This window comes from Leptolyngbya sp. BC1307 (assembly GCF_002286735.1).
Classification (GTDB): Bacteria; Cyanobacteriota; Cyanobacteriia; order Phormidesmidales; family Phormidesmidaceae; genus Phormidesmis.
The window spans coordinates 59,704-75,448 of sequence record NZ_NRTA01000004.1; the positions used below are offsets into that span (position 1 = coordinate 59,704).

The following is a 15,745-nucleotide window of genomic DNA, read 5'->3' on the forward strand; positions in this document are numbered from 1 at the left end:
TCATGCAACTAAAGCGTCCTATCTTAGTCGGTGGTTTGGGTTTGTCAGCCAGCTTGTGGCTGATGAATATTGTCGGGCATTCTCCGCTGGGAGATGGCTCTGGGCTACTGGGAATGTTTGCTTTGGGCTCCGGGCTCTGGTGGCTGAAGCAGCGCAGCCCAGCAGCAGCGATTGAGCCGCCCCTTGCTTTAGGGCCAGTTGATAGAGCTGCCGTTGAGCAGATTCTCTCTGAGGTAGAAGCCCGCTTGAATACGCTGATTAAAGAACTGCCAGCCGACGTTCAGGCCGATCAAACTCAGCCGATCTGGGCGCAGATAGCGCAGCAGCGACAGGCGATCGCCCAAACCCTCGCCAGTCTGAACCGCGAAACGCTAAAATTCGCTGTCGTCGGTAACCCATCAACCGGTAAAACAGCCCTAGTTTCCCAGCTCAGCGAGTCCTGGCAGAAGAGCCAGCCGACTGTCGCTGCGATCGCTGAAGTGACCGATGACGTGGCTTTGCCGCCGGTTGATACCGACCTCGTTTTATTCGTCACTGCTGCCGACCTAATGCAGGCCGAGCTGCAGCGCATTCAATCTTTACTGAAGGCGGGCTACCGGGTACAGATTGCCTATAACAAGCAAGACCAGCTTGCGCCTTTGGATCGTCAATCTGTCCTGCAGAGAATTCAGACGCGGGTGGAAGATTTGGGGATTGGGGTGAGTGCGATCGCTGCCCAACCTAGCCCGATAAAAGTCCGTCGCCACCAGGAAAATGGCGACATTGAAGTATCTTTTGAACAGCCGGACCCGCAGCTAGAGAGCCTGACAGAGAGGCTGACTCAGCTTGTCGAAACAGAAGCGCAGCAGCTTGTGATGACCACGGCTCTGCGGCAGGCCAAAGCGCTCTTGAATACTGCTCAGCAGTTGATTAACTGCCAACGCCGACAGCGGGCCATACCGCTCGTAGAGCAAATGCAGTGGATCGCCGCAGGTAGCGCTTTTGCCAGTCCGCTCGCCAGCTTAGATCTACTCGCCTCTACCGCCATCAATGCGCAGATGATTGTTGATTTGGGCGCAGTGTATGGCCAAAAGTTTTCTTTGGAACAGGCGAAAACGGCGGCAGGCACGCTAGCTGAGCTGTTGGTAAAACTGGGTTTGGTGGAGCTGTCTACGCAAGCTTTGGGCAGTTTGCTGAAGACTCACGCGGCTACCTATGTCGCGGGCGGCGCTTTGCAGGGTGTGAGCGCGGCTTATCTTACTCGCATGGTGGGGCTCAGCCTGATTGACTTTTTTGAAGAACAAAGTTTGTTGCCTGTTGAAAAGCAAAACTCTGCGTTTGGAGAGATGGGCGACAGGTTACAGTCTCTTTTTCAAGCCACCAAGAAAGGCGCTGGCCTGCAGGTCTTCGTTCAGCAAGCACTCGCTCACCTGCCGTTGCCCCAGGCCAAACCAGTTGCCACAGCGCAGTAGAGTCTACTCATGACAGCGCAAAACCCTTTAGTAGAGCAAGCCCGCACCAGTCTCAGGCAGGCGATAGATCGCTATATTCCTCAGCTCAAGATGACCCGGCTAGATGCTCAAGAGCTGAACCGTCAGGCAGCAGTCAAAAGTGGCATCGACCAGCTCACTACGCTGATGAACAAGCTGGATAGCTCGCTTTTACGGGTGGCTGTCTTCGGGCTGGTAAGTCGGGGCAAGTCGGCAGTGATCAACGCGCTAATGGGTGAAAAAGTGTTGGAGACTGGCCCGCTCAATGGAGTCACCCAATGGCCTCGGTCGGTGTATTGGCAACCAAAAATTGAGCAGGAGACAAAAGACCCGCTCAAGCTAGAGCTGATTGACACGCCTGGTCTCGACGAGATTGCAGGGCAGTCGCGGGGGGAAATGGCGCGAGAAATTGCTCAACAGGCCGATCTCATTTTGTTTGTTGTTTCTGGCGATGTTGTCCAAGTAGAATATCTGGCGCTGCAACAGCTTTATGCGACTCGCAAGCCCCTATTACTGGTGTTCAACAAGGTAGACCTCTATCCAGAAACTGATCGAGAGGCGATCGCTAAAAACTTAGAAGCGCTGTGGCAGAAGACTGAGAGCAAGGCTGATTTGCCAGAAGGCGCGAGACTTGTCGATGACATTGTGATGATCTCGGCTGAGCCGACGCCTTTGCAGGTGCGGGTAGAGTGGCCCGATGGTCGCACAACTGAAGAGTGGGAGCAGCCGCCCGCCCAGATAGAACCGCTGAAGAAGACTCTTTTAAAGATTGTTCAAGAAGAAGGCGCGACATTGATTGCTCTGAACGCGCTGAGGCAGGCAGGCGTGATCGAACAGCGCTTGGCGGAAGAGACGACTGAGCTAAATCAGGTCAATGCGGACGAGCTGATTTGGCAGTATGCGAAGTATAAGGCGATCGCTGTTTCTCTCAACCCCGTGGCCATCATCGATATGCTCGGCGGCATCGGCTCTGACATTGTGATGATTCGCGCGCTTTCTCGGCTCTATGGCTTTCCCATGACCCGGTTTGAAGCCAGTAAGCTCTGGCAGTCGATCATTCGCAGTTCGAGTACGCTGCTGCTGAGCGAATTTGGCACTAGCCTGCTGCTGGGATTTGGCAAGAGTGGCGCGGCGATCTGGAGTGCCTTTGAAAGCTTTTCAGGGTTTACCGCTTATGCCGGAGCAATGACGGCCCAGGCTGGCGCAGCGGGCTATGGTACCTACGCAGTCGGTCAAGCGGCCAAAGTATATCTGCAACAGGGCTGCACCTGGGGGCCGACCGGGGTAAATACCGTAATGCAAAACATTCTGGCCAGGGCCAAAGCTGACTCTACCCTGGAGCGCTTACAGACTGAAATTAAAGAAACCATTGGCAGCCCACAAAAGGGATCTGAAATGCAGACTAAGCCAGCAGCGGTGAACCCCTCCTCTCCTGCACAATGAGGATGCCCCTTGTCAAATTTGCATAAACGCGCTCATGCACCTCAGGAGTGGCTAGCTTGTGAGCAGTGTGGCCATCATCTGACGGCCAAATCCCTATGAAGCAGCCTGCCGGAAGCTATACAAGCCAGGTTCTGCCAAAATTAGTGAAAATACTGTCACTTTCGATGGATTTTATAAAACTTTAAATCTGCAACAATTAAGTACGGCAGTCACTATGAAAGTAGTGACTTCAGCGGATATCTATATCGTTGGCAGCCGTTCTCGATTATTTGCTCACCCGTCTCAAAATCTTTCATGAAAAATACTTCCCAGTCCTCTAGCTTAGTTAGGAGCTACTTAAAAAATATTGGTCGCTTTCCCCTACTTACCCACGAACAAGAAATTACCCTAGGTAAAAAAGTACAGAAGTACATGAAGCTTGAGGAGGCCAAATCAGATCTCGTTGAGTCGATGGGCGATACGCCATCTCCAGCGGTGTGGGCCGAAAGCACGGCTCTCTCTACAGAGGAACTGCAAAGAGCTGTGGAGGTTGGGCAGCGAGCGCGAGCTAAAATGGTCAGGTCTAACCTGCGTTTAGTTGTGTCTGTCGCTAAAAAGTATGCCGGACACAGCCTGGAGATGATGGATTTGATTCAGGAAGGCACGATTGGCCTGCACCGGGGAGTCGAAAAGTTTGACCCTGGTAAAGGATATCGGTTTTCAACCTACGCTTACTGGTGGATTCGCCAAGCGATCACCCGGTCAATCAGCAATAATAGCCGGGTCATTCGTCTACCGATTCACATTGGCGATAAGCTCAGAAAAATGCGCAAGGCGCAGCGTCAGCTATCTCAGTCATTGGGGCGTCCGGCTACAGTTAAAGAAGTGGCGAGCGAAATGTCGCTATCGGTTGAAAAGCTGAGAGAGCTGCAAGAGCAGGGAAGACGCCCGCTTTCGCTAGATATGAAAATCGGCAGCGAGCAAAACACTGAACTTGGGGCGCTGCTTGAAGACGAAGGCATTTTGCCGGAAGAATATGCCACTCGAAATCTGCTGAAAAACGATTTGAGTCAGCTTCTGTCGAAGACGCTCTCGGAGCAGCAAAGAGCTGTGATCAGAATGCGCTTTGGGCTTGATACCGGCAGCAAAATGACCCTCCATCAGGTTGGCGACTCGATGGGCATTAGCAGAGAGCGGGTGCGTCAGGTCGAGCGGTCTGCCTTGAGAAAGCTGCGTCAGCGAGGCGCTTCTCTGAAGGAGTATGCTGCGGTCGGCTAGGTCTATCTGCGCTGTAATAGACTGAGAATACATAATATAAAAATCGCAAGGGTGCTGCGCGGCTCTTGCGATTTTTGTATGCCCATTCAGCTGACGGTGCTGCCTGCATCAGCTAGCACGACTTGCCCTGCAAGAAAAGCGCCCTGCAAGAAAAGCTTAGAGCTGCGATTATAGAACTGATCCTCTAGCGAGCTGTTGCTGCTTATTGCTAATGACGTTCTCTATACCCGATCAATACCGTAGCTTTTTGCCTCGGTTTTATAAGTTGGCTGCGGTGGCTGTGCTGTCTAATATGATGGTGCCGCTGGCAGGTCTGTGCGATGCGGCATTTTTAGGTCATTTAGATAATATTAACTATTTGGCTGGCGTCATCTTGGGAGGGCTGCTGTTTGACTATATCTACCGAATTCTGAAGTTTTTGCGCAATAGTACCAACACGCTTACGGCTAATGCGGTCGGGCAGGATGACGAGACAGCAGTACTGGTAGCTGGACTGCGCTGCGGCCTGATCGCGCTGGCGATCGCAGGAGTGATTTTGCTGCTGCAATATCCGATTCATCAGTTTGGCTTTGCTGTGCTTTCTGGGTCAGGCGATGTCAAAGGCGCGGGGCTGGAGTATTTTAACGCTCGAATCTGGGGAGCGCCCGCTGTACTGCTTAACTTTGTGCTGATCGGTTGGTTTCTGGGCCGGGAGATGAATGGGATTGTTCTGCTGATGTCTCTGATTGGCAATGGTACCAATGTGCTGTTTGACTATCTGATGATCTGGCAGTGGGGTTGGGAGAGTACAGGGGCCGGGGTGGCCACAGCGCTGAGTCAGTATCTGGCTTTGCTGGTGGGGCTAGTTGCGGTGGCGCTCGGTATGCAATGGCAGTTGCTCAGGCCAGCTTGGGCGCAGGTGATGGACCGGCAGGGGCTGATGTCGGCAGTGGTACTCAAAGGCAATATTTTGGTGCGGTTTTTGGCGCTGATCTCGGCCTACGCCATTTTTACAAACCTGAGTGCGTCTTTTGGCGTGGGCACGCTAGCAGAAAACGGACTGCTGCTACAGATTGCGCTGCTGAGCCAGTTTACGGTGCAGGGCGTGGGGATGACGGCCCAAACGCTGATTGGCAACTTTAAGGGAAAAGGGCAAACGGCACAAATGCTGCCGGTGTTAGGGGTGGCACTGGTGACGGGGCTGGCGATCGCCCTAACGTTTGCCCTGAGTGCAGTCTTCTTCCCGGAGGCGATTTTTAAGCTACTGACAAGCCATACTGAAGTTTCTCAAGCTATGCAGCAGTCAGTTGGCTGGCTAGTACCGCTGCTGAGCTTGACGGCTGCTGCCTTCATGCTGGAGAGCTACTTTACCGGCATCAAAGATGGGGCCACCCTGCGAAATGGGGCGATATTGGGGTTTGCCGTCGGTTTTATGCCACTGACGCTGCTCGCCATGACCCGGCAGAGCGAATACCTGCTGTGGAGCGCGCTGACCGCCTACATGGGCGTGCTGCTGGCATTCCTGACTTACCGGCTGGTTAAAACTCATCAGCTGTTAGTTGCTGATGGTGATGCAGTGAGCGCAGACCCGGCGCAGACAGCCGTTTAAGTAGGCCGTTTAGATGGGCCGCAGACAGCTAGACAGGTCTTCCCTGATATCTTTGATGAAGCACCATGCCTTCGTGGGCGATTTTGGCAGTGGGGAAGCGATCGCTCACTGCTGTCTGTAAGAGATCCAGCGTGGCGTCGTCCTGCACCGGGCTATGGTGGAGCAGAATCAGCTCTTTGACATGGGCTTTTTGGGCAATCTCAATCCCGGTTTCCCAGGGCTGTGTGGCTGTTTTGGTGGCGTCGGTTTCGTACAAGTAGGTGAGATCGCAATAGGTGCCGTCGTAAATGAGCAGGTCTGCCTGGTCGGCAAATTTGAGCAGCTCCAGGTCGATCTGCTCGGTGGGGGTGTCGGTGGCGTATACCAGGCTGTGGCCTTGCCAGGTGAGCCGATAGCCGAGCGCTTCTGTGCGGTGGTTGATCTTTAAGGTGTCTACCTGGATATCGCCAATGTGAAAGCTGTCGCGATCGCTTAGCGTGTGAAAGGAGAGGTCGGCTCGCATGTGCTGCAGCGGCACGGTGAAGTGAGGCTGTAGCATCTGGTCGGTGAGACAGTGCTTGATTGATGCGCCATTGGGAGCGGTGCCACCATAGATAGAGAAGTGGTTTTGGGGGATGAAGGCGGGCTGAAAGAAGGGAAAGCCCTGAATGCGATCCCACTGGGTATGGGTGAAAAAAAGATGCGCGTTGCAAGGCGTATGCTGCAGGTGATGGCCCAGCCCGACCAGGCCAGTGCCGCCATCAAAGATAATTCGCTGGTGGCCAATCAGGACTTCTACGCAGACGGTGTTGCCACCATAGCGCTGGTTGGCGGCAGTCGGCGTCGGCACGCTACCCCGCACGCCCCAAAACTTCACTGACAGGCTATCTGCCGAGGTGTCTGGCGAGGGTTGCATGGCTGTCTGCGAAGCGCGATCGCGCGGGGGAAAAGCTGTGTGAACCATGATGGGCTGCTGGGTGTAGTAATCAGTGAGCCCAGGCTGGACAAAGAAGATCTCAGTGCTTCTATCGATTTTTGGCTTTGGTCTGTACTAGCTTTATCTTTTAGCGTGCTCTCTGACCGTATTTTTTGGGTCGCTACCGAGAAGGATGGCGATCGCCCACAGATGAAGAAAAAGCGGCCTGGGTGTGATCGCGATAGTCATCTACTTCTAAGAGCAGCAGCGCTAGCGAAGAGATAATGAGCACCAGCAGGCTGAGCCTTCTCTGCGAGCATGCAGCCGTCGCTTGCTATGTATGCAAAAGCCCGCTTGGCGTGATCTCCAGCGGGCCTTTCTAGGACTCTAGTCTTTTTAGGACTCTATAAGGGTTGAACGGCAGATGCTAGTGAGCTACTGGGTCGCTTTGATACATTCGTCGATGAGGGGTTGAACCTGATCGATGTTCTTCCAGCCGAGAATTTCGGTTTCTTTCTTTTCTAGATTTTTGTAGGTTTTAAAGAATTCAGCGATTTCGGCCAGACGATGCTCATCAATGTCGTCTAGAGATTTGACATTGACATAGCGGGGGTCGTCAGCGGGGACACAGAGAATTTTTTCGTCGCGATCGCCGCCGTCGATCATCTCCATCATGCCAATCGGCCGAGCCGGGATAACGCAGCCCGGAAAAGTTGGCTGATCCATAATCACCATGCCATCGAGCGGATCGCCGTCGTCAGCTAGCGTGTTTGGAATGAAGCCATAGTCGTAGGGGTATTGCACTGAGGAGTATAAAACGCGGTCTAGGGCAAAGGCATTGAGGTCTTTGTCAAATTCGTACTTGTTTTTACTGCCAGCTGGAATTTCAATGAGTACGTTGACAATGCCGGGCTTGGGCTGAGCGGGAATGCGGGATAGGTCCACAAGTTTCTCCTGTAGGTTGCAGATGGAGGGGTAGCAAATGGCTGAGCATGACAAAAAGTCAGCCCGAGTGCTGCGTCCTCCGACTAGCATTCTACGGGAGAGTGGGGTTCAGTTTATATTCGTTTTCTCAGGCTATAGAAGAGTTTTTGCCTGCGTGAGGAAGCGGTGAACCGATCGTTTAAACCAATTAGCCCGGTTTTTATTTATTCTACTTCTGCGCTCTCATAAATAGTGGGGATGGCTGCTGTGGAACAGGATCCGCCTCGGCTGTATTGAAGCTCGATATGGCATACAGAGGCAGCGTGAGTGTCATCACTGCAATGACGATGCCGACGATATTAGCAATATGACCGGGAGGTTGTTCAGGTTGGTGTTCGGGACTCGCAGATTCCATACGGAGAAAAGAGGCAGACGCTTGTGTAAAGTACAGTTGAAGCAGAGTAGGCTAAAGGACAATCAATATTAAGTATAAGCTGATACGCTTAATAGCCATACAGCATTAATCCTTAAGCCTGTAAGTTAATAGTATCCAAGAGCCAAACATTCGGCACACAGAACCTCACATTTGTGATAATGCCGTTACTTTTATCCGTATTTACCGCAATTGAATATGAAATAGACTACTGCTTACTGAGGCGGTGGCTGGCTAGGCGAATTTTTGGATTGTGAGAGTCTGTCTCAAGTCTGCTGCTGCTCTAACAGCGATCTAATCGCCTGAAGTTCGGTTAAGACTGCTTGCAGCAGCCGGTTGGTTTCATTCTCAGCAGGCTGAGCGACTTCGATGGTAACTTGCCTGATGCCCAGCATGTCTTGAGCAAAGCGAGCGACTTCGTTGGGGTGAAACATCAGCGGGGCGTCTTTATCGCTGCGAATTTCGGGGTTAAGACATTTGGGATTAAAAGGTGGGTTGAGGATAGCGGGGTCAGTGTTGGCATAGCGATAGACAGAGGCGCGGGAGCGGCTGAGGATCTTTTGTACCGCTTCAATCGGAATGAGCTGGTCTGGCGAGTCGATAGTGATGTTTTGAGCGGAAACGGTAACAGCTGATTCTGACATTTGGATAGCTATAGTACTGTATCAACATAAGACTATGCTAACTCGTTTTGGGTCTCAATGCTATATGAGTGAGTCTTGCTGAGCGGTGAGTTTTGGTCAAAATGCTGACGATAATTTTGAATAGCTAAGCGATCGCAGTAGCTGTTGAGCGGCTATGGGTTTTGAGTTGTCTAATCAGACGCTGCGCTTTCGGGGAAGCATGTCTTCAATTGAGAATTTTGAGTCTCTATATGAGTCTTTTTATGATATTCATGAGTCTCTAATTGGACAGGCTGGTAGTTGTATGATCCTCTCGTCTCGAATTAATACCAATCAGTATATTTTTGAGACTCAAAATGAGTATCTTGAGTCTTTTTGTGAGACTAAAAGATGCGTTCGCAAACTGCGCTTCAGCCTTTTCCCCTGCTGGTGCGGCCTATCGAACTCGTGTTGATTGAATCGAAAGTGTAATCCTTGTTTGAGCCACACTTAAGGTTGCAGGCTTTCTAAAAAATTCGTCCAGGTTGTCTGATTCGGTCGGTCGTCGCCTAGCGGCGGTGGGTCTTGATAGAGCGCGTAGTTTTCTGCGATTTGGCTTTTGAGTGGCTCCGGTAGCTGCTGCCAATCTGACAAGCGGGTGCTCGCTGCATGAAACACTAACTCACCTGGGCGATCGCCCATTTCCATCCAAGGTAGCCAGGGAGAAATTCGACTCCAGCTCACCGCAACCTCTTCTGAATCTCGATCTAGCAGAGTAATCAGCTCAGCGCGGTTAGCCACAAAGTTAAACATCTCCATTGCATGGTACTGACCGCCTACATACGACTGATATTCGCCGCCGAGCGGATTGGGATAAAACAACGGAATTGTCGTTGTTAGAAAAACGGTATTCGTATTGCCAAACGTTTGGAAGTCCAAGTTTGCTCCGGTCGTATCTGCCCACATAGGCGACGTATTGACCGGATCGTTCGCGACTGTAAGGACAGTGTTCGTTTGGTCTGTCCAAGGGTTGTTCCAAGTTTCTAAGATCTCATTCGTCTCTGGATCGAGATAAATCATCACCTCTCGACTGACCTAGCGAAACCCCGGCGAACCTGTCTCGGAAGTCAACGTCGTGTAGGCTCTTGAACTCATTCCCTGCACGTTAAAAACATGCTGGTCGGCTTCTCCACGGCGATGACTAAAGACCTCTCCCTGCCAAACGTAATAAATCGTTTTACCATCTTCCACTGAGCAAAGCAGCTTCCGAAAAGCCTGTAGCGCTTCGGCAGGAATATCCAGGTTGAGCGTCTGTGCCACATTCGGTGGGGACACGGAAGACGGAGCCTGCTTTGCTTGAGAAGGGTATGGAGAGATGCGATCGCTCCTTCGATAGCGAATGCAGTGAGTGCTAACACAGCAGAAATACTCAGTCCTAAAGAATTGACTTGCAACTCCTTCCCACTCCTTTCGAGCCGACTCTCGTATCTTACAGAAATCGGCGTCGAGGCAGAAAAAACGTAACGCTGTTTGTCTCTTTTTAAGACTTTCTTTTATTCAACTTGGACTTAAAATAATACTATTGAGTCTTAAATAAAGACTTGCTTTGCCTGTGGATAGCCACTGTCAAATGGACGACGTTTGCTGGGTTGCTCAATCAAAGGCTACGTGGCAACCGAAGTCTAGGTTTGCTGGTATGCTCAGCTATGAAAGCAAAAAGCCGACAGTCGCTCTGCGAAAGGGAGTAAAATTTTAGTCCAATAATAGTCCTGTAATAAAGCCAGATCCTCAAAACCCTTTTTCTGAGAGGAATGCAGACGTATGGTTATTTGCGTAACCCGCAACTAGTCAAAGCCGATTTTAGAAGCAAAAACTATCGTCACCGCTGCGTTTTTTTATCCGCTAGGACGGGTTCGGCTGTACCGGGCGATCGCTCCCATTATCGGTGCTGTCACTGCCGGGTGCGGCGCTGCCATATGGTGGCCGTGGACTTTCTCATCCACCTCAATGACGCCGCTCTCAGCCGTGACTATCGGACTCGGCTCCGTACTGGCTTCTTTAATCGCCGGATGGGCGGGTGTACTGGCCGCTCAGAACATGGTGCAGTGGTATGAGTGCTGGGGATTTGAACACACCCGTGCAGAAGGCTGGCTGGCCGGGGCAGTCCCTGAAACAGTGGAATCTAGGGCGATTTCGCCTGAAGTAGAACGTCCGCTGAAACCTGCGCTGATTGCGATCGCGCCGGGTTGGATAGGCGTTGCTTTACTTGCCTTCGTAGGTTCACCGGGTGGTTATTTGCCTTTACGGTGGCTGGTCTGTAGGACGAACGGACGTGAGCGCTGCGTTTACCTGTCTGCCATCTCCTCGCCTTTATACGTCGGTGAGCGCAGGCTTTAAGGTAACGCTGCCGATTATCTTGGTGATCGTGCTGGCATTTCTCTTTTTGAAAAAACTCTTCAACCGGGACAGACATTGATAAAGCATGCGTGTTTAGCGTTAATACCCCTGAATGAAAGTCTCAGGCAGATCCCTAGGTAGTCTCTGGCTCCGCTTTCTATCTTTTTTCATCAGGCCCCAATTAGCCAGATGTATGACACCTAACGGCTGATTGGCAACTGGATGATGAATGCGGCACCCTGTGCCTGACTGGTATCCAGGGTTAACGTTCCTCTGTGATTATCTTCAATAATTTGCCGTGCGATCGCTAATCCCAATCCAGTCCCCGTGCCAACAGGTTTGGTCGTAAAGAAGTGGTCAAATATCTTTGTTTGGAGGCTTTCTTCTATACCTAAACCATTGTCTTGAATACGGATAACGGCTTGATTCTGCTCATTCATTTGAGTGCTTATCCAAATCTGAGGCAGTTGGCTGAAACCATTAGCCCTCATTTTTTCTATGCAGTAGGCTTCCTCCAGGCTTTCGACAGCGTTCGACAGAATCGCCAGGAAGACTTGATTAATCTGAGCTGGGTCACACTCTACGGTTGAAATATCACCATAATCCTTGATGACTTCTATTTTAGAGTGCTTTCTGCTAGCCGCTAGCTGATGATTGAGAATGACCAGCGTGCTTTCTATACCCTCATGTAGATCAATTTGCTTAAGCCCAGACTCGTCTAATCGAGAGAAATTACGAAGAGACAGCACAATCTCACGAATGCGGTTGGAGCCTAAAAGCATAGAGTCTATTATTTTAGGTAAATCTTTAAGGATAAATTCAAAATCGATCTCACTATCGCGAGCTGAAATATCGTCATTATCGGCTGTTGGCTTCCTTTCCAGTTCTGAATGAACCAACGTCAACAAATCGCTCACATAGGGCTCGACATAGAGCAAATTGGCATGTATGAAATTAATCGGATTATTAATCTCGTGTGCAATACCTGCAACAAGTTGACCTAAGCTAGCCATTTTTTCACTGTGAACAAGCTGAGCTTGAGACTGTTGCAACTGCCGCAGTGTTTCATTGAGTTCGGTCGTTTGTTTCTGAATCGTTAGGACATATTCCGCCTGCTTCAGCGCAATACCGATCTGCTCGGCGACCTGAACTAGGATCTGCACCTCATTCTCTTTCCACTGTCTGGGGCCAGAATTTTGATAAGCGGCTAAAAGGCCCCAGAGCTGGCTATCTAAATAAACGGCAATAATGACATAGGAGCGGGCTTGATAGCTCTTTAAAACGTCTACATAACAGTCACTAAAGCCAGCATTTTCAATATCTTCACAGACTCGAAAGACTTTCCCTTGGACAAAAGAGCCACCGTAGGTAGCCTGGAGATGCGTATCGGTTGTTTTATGCGTGTCGAGTAATCTGATGCTACAGTCGCTGACGTTTTTTGAAATCAGGTCGTTATTTTGCTGCGCTTCGACAAGTGATATCCACTCTGAACCTACTGCCTCACATGTAAAGCGACCGCTCCAATCTGGATTGAATCGATAAATGGCAACTCTATCGGTTTTTAAGAGATGAAGCAACTCTTGGGTAGCTGTCTCACAAATCTCTGCAAAATCGAGCGATTGCCGAATTTTATTCGTAATCCTATTAAGTGAGTTCTGGGTCGAAATTGCCTTTTTTTCGATATCTGCTTGCACTTTCGAGATTGCGGACGAAATTGCGGAGGTGTAGTTAGCTAGTCTCACTGGAAAGCTTCACTTCATAGATAAAGGTACCTAAGAGTGCCCACCTGGCGATTAGAGAAGCCTAATCCTATCGAGAGAAATCCCGATAAAACGCTGTTCCCCTTTTGAAGGGCCGAGATTGCAGCACTATACCTCTGACTGGCTCATCCTTGAAGTGAAGCCACCGAAAAAAATTGCGTTTGTGGTGGCAGGGTCCTGAACTATTACGACCGGTGGGTTGTGGGTTATGTTCAAACTCTCAAGAAGCGAATCAACATATACAGGCTGATCGCGGTCACCTGTAAGACCGCCACCGGAATGCCGTACCGCAAAAACATTTGAAACGAGATGGGCTTGCCGTGTTGTTCAGCGATACCCGCCGCCACAATATTTGAGGAGGCTCCGACGAGGGTGCCGTTGCCCCCCAAAGTAGCGCCGTACATCATGGCGTAGAAGAGGGGCAGCACTTCAATCGGTAAAGTCCCGGCAAAATTTGGATCGAGAATTTCGGGTGCGGCCAGGCCCACCGTCACCAGGTACTGCTTAAGGAGCGGCACCATCGCCACTACCAGAGGAATGTTGGGAATCAGGCTGGACAAGAAACCCACCACCAGCAGCAGCACGATCGCACCCAGGGCAATATTTTTGCCGATAATCAGGGCCAGAATGCCGGATGCGCCGCTGAGAACGCCGGTTTTCTCCAGCCCGCCAATCAGCACAAACACACTCATAAAAAAGATTAGGGTGCTCCAGTCCACATCCTTAAAGATGTTTTGAACCGAGTCGATGCCGCTGTGGTGGGCAATCAGCAGACAAAGCGCCGCCCCCGTCAGCGCCGCCGTCGCCGGGGAGATGGGCACAGGAAAAGATTCTCCCACCACAAACAGTCCCAATACTAAGGCCACAATCACCCCCATCAGAGCCAAGATCCGGGGATGTTTGAGCTTTGGGTGGGGGAGGTGACTCAGGTCTTCGAGCTGTTTGTGCCAGATGGCGGGAAACAGCACCGGCAGCATCACTACAATGACGCCGATGGCGATCGCACCCCCTAAACTCAATGACTTGAGATAGTCCACAAAGCTGATATTAATGGCGTCACCGACAATAAAGGTGGCCGGATCGCCCACCAGCGTAAGTAACCCAGCACTGTTGGCGACAAACACCATCAGTATCAGCAGGGGCACAAAATTCACGCCCAACTCCGTCGCCATGGGGGGAATCAGCGGGGCCAGCAGCATCACCGTAGTGGCGTTGGGCAGCACGGCACAAATGGGAGTGGTAATGGCGACAATGCCAAGCAAAAGGCGTTTTCCCTGACCATCTGCGAGCACCACTATTTGCGTGGCCAGATAGTCAAAAATGCGGGTCGGCTCAAAGGCGCGCACCATCACCATCACCCCAAAGAACAAGGCTAGGGTGGCATAGCTGCGGGCAATGTAGTTAACCGCTTCGGTCAGGGTCAAGATGTTGAGAAACATCAGCACCATCGACCCCAGCATGGCGGCAATAGTGAGTTGAATGCGTTCAGTAATGATGCAAGCTAGCACGCCCACAAAAATCAGTGACGCAGCGATCGCAGGTCCATTGGCCATAGTCCCTCCTGGTAGAGATAGATAAATCTGAGCGCATCCAACCAGGAGATCTGCTGTGCCTTGGGGCAAGCAACCCTTCCCTCATTGCCGACGGAGTTAGCTGACGGGCTAGGAGTGAGAGTTCTCCCCTCTGAAACTACGGTGTGTCTCCAGAGTGCGCCCCTAAAGTGGGTCCCCCGTTTTGGCATAAAGCCAAATTAGGCTGATGGCTCAATTAGAATCTCCTTAAGATAGCACTACTTTCTAGAGCAGTAAAGTTATTGCTAGCACTATCCTAGTCGTCGCTTCAGCCAAAAATAGAGCAGAGGCAGAGCAATGCGGTAGCCGTACTGGGGCCCATAGATTAACCCCTTTTGTTCGAGGCTGTTGAGGGCTCCCTGCAGGCCGCCGCCCCGAGATAGCTGGTGTTTTTTGATATAGGCGCTGGCTTGGGGGCTATCGGTGGGGTCGAGAGCCAGACTCTCCAGCACGCGGGCCTGGGTAGGGGGCAGCAGCAGCAAGAGGGCCTCAAAGGTGACGCTCATATCCTGAGTCAGCGCCAGGATGCTGCTGTGCACCTGATGGGCCTGGATCAGCCCCGTGGGAGGCTGAGGGGTCATGGCGTGGTAGTCCAGCCAGATGCGCTGAGCCAGGGTAATGGCATCTTTCATGTGGCCCTGTGCGTAGCGTAAGTACAGATCTAGAGCGCGGCTATGGGGGTCAAATTTAAGGCCTGCCGTCGCCATGCTGCCTGCAATCCAGGGGCGCAATTCTTCGTTGCTCAGGGGTGCCAGCGAGATCACGGGCAACTGGCTAGCAAGCATCCAGGGTTCGGCAACGGTGGCCAACAAGCCATAGCTCACCCGGCTCTGGCGCGCGATTTCTTGCCTCAGGTAAGTTTCCCATTTGCCCTGACGGTCCCAGGAGCGGATGTGGGGAAAGTTGTGAAAGATAATCACTACCTGACAGTCCAGCCCTTCGGCAAGCTGCTGGGGTAGGGCCAGCAGCCCTTCAAACAACAGCCACTCTTTTCCTGGAGGAATTGGCCATACGAGCCGCCCCTGAGGCGAGAGAGTTTTGTCGAGGGTGAGGGGTTGACTCAGACTCCACTGCTGAATTTTAGCCAGCTCATCCGGTTCCGAAAAAGTATCGGTGAGGCCATCCGCCAGAAATCGCAAAAACTGCCCCGCATTGCGGCAGCGGAGAAAGTCGATTTCTAAACAGCGGGAGCCCACCTGCCGTGCCGCGCTGCGGATCAAGGTGCGCCGCCCGGCCCCAGACACCCCTGTCACGACAAAATCACGGTCCTGCCGTAGCAGGGTACAGACCTGCTCTAACTCAGCTTCCCGGCAGACCAGTGACTGGGGAACAAACGCATTCGCCATAGCTAAATTTTTGTATCGGCACTATTTTTTAGTGCTATAAATACTCTTGAGGTACTTTTT

Annotated in this window: 13 protein-coding genes and 1 riboswitch; of the genes, 5 read left to right on the forward strand and 8 right to left on the reverse strand. The window is 51.6% G+C overall.

What is annotated here, in order from left to right; genetic code table 11:
* Nucleotides 1-2 precede the first annotated feature (2 nt).
* The 4 genes from CKL79_RS03715 to gntT all read left to right on the forward strand — a co-directional run bounded on the left by CKL79_RS03715 (nucleotide 3) and on the right by gntT (nucleotide 5,757).
* Nucleotides 3-1,451, forward strand: coding sequence for a DUF697 domain-containing protein (locus tag CKL79_RS03715; RefSeq protein ID WP_121968246.1), 1,449 nt, complete (start codon nucleotides 3-5; stop codon nucleotides 1,449-1,451).
* A 9-nt stretch (nucleotides 1,452-1,460) separates the two neighbouring features.
* Nucleotides 1,461-2,912, forward strand: a complete 1,452-nt coding sequence (locus tag CKL79_RS03720; RefSeq protein ID WP_121968247.1) for a GTP-binding protein — start codon at nucleotides 1,461-1,463, stop codon at nucleotides 2,910-2,912.
* Nucleotides 2,913-3,206: 294 nt separating this feature from the next.
* Nucleotides 3,207-4,169 carry an RNA polymerase sigma factor, RpoD/SigA family gene (locus CKL79_RS03725; RefSeq protein WP_121968248.1) on the forward strand — a complete coding sequence of 321 codons (963 nt, stop codon included), beginning with the start codon at nucleotides 3,207-3,209 and terminating at the stop codon, nucleotides 4,167-4,169.
* A 211-nt stretch (nucleotides 4,170-4,380) separates the two neighbouring features.
* On the forward strand, nucleotides 4,381-5,757 hold the full coding sequence (gene gntT, locus CKL79_RS03730; protein WP_121968249.1) for a guanitoxin biosynthesis MATE family efflux transporter GntT: 1,377 nt from the start codon (nucleotides 4,381-4,383) through the stop codon (nucleotides 5,755-5,757).
* Between the two features lie 28 nt (nucleotides 5,758-5,785).
* Here the strand turns inward: gntT and CKL79_RS03735 are convergent, their stop codons facing one another.
* The 5 genes from CKL79_RS03735 to CKL79_RS23065 all read right to left on the reverse strand — a co-directional run bounded on the left by CKL79_RS03735 (nucleotide 5,786) and on the right by CKL79_RS23065 (nucleotide 9,946).
* Nucleotides 5,786-6,700 carry an MBL fold metallo-hydrolase gene (locus CKL79_RS03735; RefSeq protein WP_240518642.1) on the reverse strand — a complete coding sequence of 305 codons (915 nt, stop codon included), beginning with the start codon at nucleotides 6,698-6,700 and terminating at the stop codon, nucleotides 5,786-5,788.
* A 387-nt stretch (nucleotides 6,701-7,087) separates the two neighbouring features.
* On the reverse strand, nucleotides 7,088-7,597 hold the full coding sequence (locus tag CKL79_RS03740; protein WP_121968250.1) for an inorganic diphosphatase: 510 nt from the start codon (nucleotides 7,595-7,597) through the stop codon (nucleotides 7,088-7,090).
* A 678-nt stretch (nucleotides 7,598-8,275) separates the two neighbouring features.
* On the reverse strand, nucleotides 8,276-8,653 hold the full coding sequence (locus tag CKL79_RS03750; RefSeq protein WP_121968252.1) for a resolvase: 378 nt from the start codon (nucleotides 8,651-8,653) through the stop codon (nucleotides 8,276-8,278).
* A gap of 468 nt (nucleotides 8,654-9,121) precedes the next feature.
* Nucleotides 9,122-9,694, reverse strand: coding sequence for a DUF1838 family protein (locus CKL79_RS03755; RefSeq protein ID WP_346427042.1), 573 nt, complete (start codon nucleotides 9,692-9,694; stop codon nucleotides 9,122-9,124).
* A gap of 12 nt (nucleotides 9,695-9,706) precedes the next feature.
* Entirely contained in the window at nucleotides 9,707-9,946 is a 240-nt protein-coding gene (locus CKL79_RS23065) for a DUF1838 family protein (protein WP_170943961.1), read from the reverse strand.
* Nucleotides 9,947-10,618: 672 nt separating this feature from the next.
* On the opposite strand from CKL79_RS23065, the gene CKL79_RS03765 reads away from it, so the two are divergent.
* Nucleotides 10,619-11,008 (forward strand): hypothetical protein, encoded by a 390-nt coding sequence (locus CKL79_RS03765; RefSeq protein ID WP_121968255.1) that lies wholly within the window; start codon nucleotides 10,619-10,621, stop codon nucleotides 11,006-11,008.
* A 200-nt stretch (nucleotides 11,009-11,208) separates the two neighbouring features.
* Here the strand turns inward: CKL79_RS03765 and CKL79_RS03770 are convergent, their stop codons facing one another.
* The 3 genes from CKL79_RS03770 to CKL79_RS03780 form a co-directional block, all read right to left on the reverse strand.
* Nucleotides 11,209-12,702 carry an ATP-binding protein gene (locus CKL79_RS03770; protein WP_170943962.1) on the reverse strand — a complete coding sequence of 498 codons (1,494 nt, stop codon included), beginning with the start codon at nucleotides 12,700-12,702 and terminating at the stop codon, nucleotides 11,209-11,211.
* 278 nt (nucleotides 12,703-12,980) lie between these two features.
* Nucleotides 12,981-14,321, reverse strand: coding sequence for an SLC13 family permease (locus CKL79_RS03775; protein WP_121968257.1), 1,341 nt, complete (start codon nucleotides 14,319-14,321; stop codon nucleotides 12,981-12,983).
* A gap of 70 nt (nucleotides 14,322-14,391) precedes the next feature.
* Nucleotides 14,392-14,535, reverse strand: a riboswitch (cyclic di-AMP (ydaO/yuaA leader).
* Between the two features lie 55 nt (nucleotides 14,536-14,590).
* A complete protein-coding gene (locus tag CKL79_RS03780; RefSeq protein WP_121968258.1) occupies nucleotides 14,591-15,685 on the reverse strand; it encodes an ATP-binding protein in 1,095 nt (364 codons plus the stop codon).
* Nucleotides 15,686-15,745 lie beyond the last annotated feature (60 nt).

Coding starts and splice junctions, on each gene's coding strand:
- CKL79_RS03715 (WP_121968246.1), top strand. CDS start 3: ATGCAACTAAAGCGTCCTATCTTAGTCGGTGGTTTGGGTTTGTCAGCC.
- CKL79_RS03720 (WP_121968247.1), top strand. CDS start 1,461: ATGACAGCGCAAAACCCTTTAGTAGAGCAAGCCCGCACCAGTCTCAGG.
- CKL79_RS03725 (WP_121968248.1), top strand. CDS start 3,207: ATGAAAAATACTTCCCAGTCCTCTAGCTTAGTTAGGAGCTACTTAAAA.
- gntT (WP_121968249.1), top strand. CDS start 4,381: ATGACGTTCTCTATACCCGATCAATACCGTAGCTTTTTGCCTCGGTTT.
- CKL79_RS03735 (WP_240518642.1), bottom strand. CDS start 6,700: ATGGTTCACACAGCTTTTCCCCCGCGCGATCGCGCTTCGCAGACAGCC.
- CKL79_RS03750 (WP_121968252.1), bottom strand. CDS start 8,653: ATGTCAGAATCAGCTGTTACCGTTTCCGCTCAAAACATCACTATCGAC.
- CKL79_RS03765 (WP_121968255.1), top strand. CDS start 10,619: ATGACGCCGCTCTCAGCCGTGACTATCGGACTCGGCTCCGTACTGGCT.
- CKL79_RS03775 (WP_121968257.1), bottom strand. CDS start 14,321: ATGGCCAATGGACCTGCGATCGCTGCGTCACTGATTTTTGTGGGCGTG.
- CKL79_RS03780 (WP_121968258.1), bottom strand. CDS start 15,685: ATGGCGAATGCGTTTGTTCCCCAGTCACTGGTCTGCCGGGAAGCTGAG.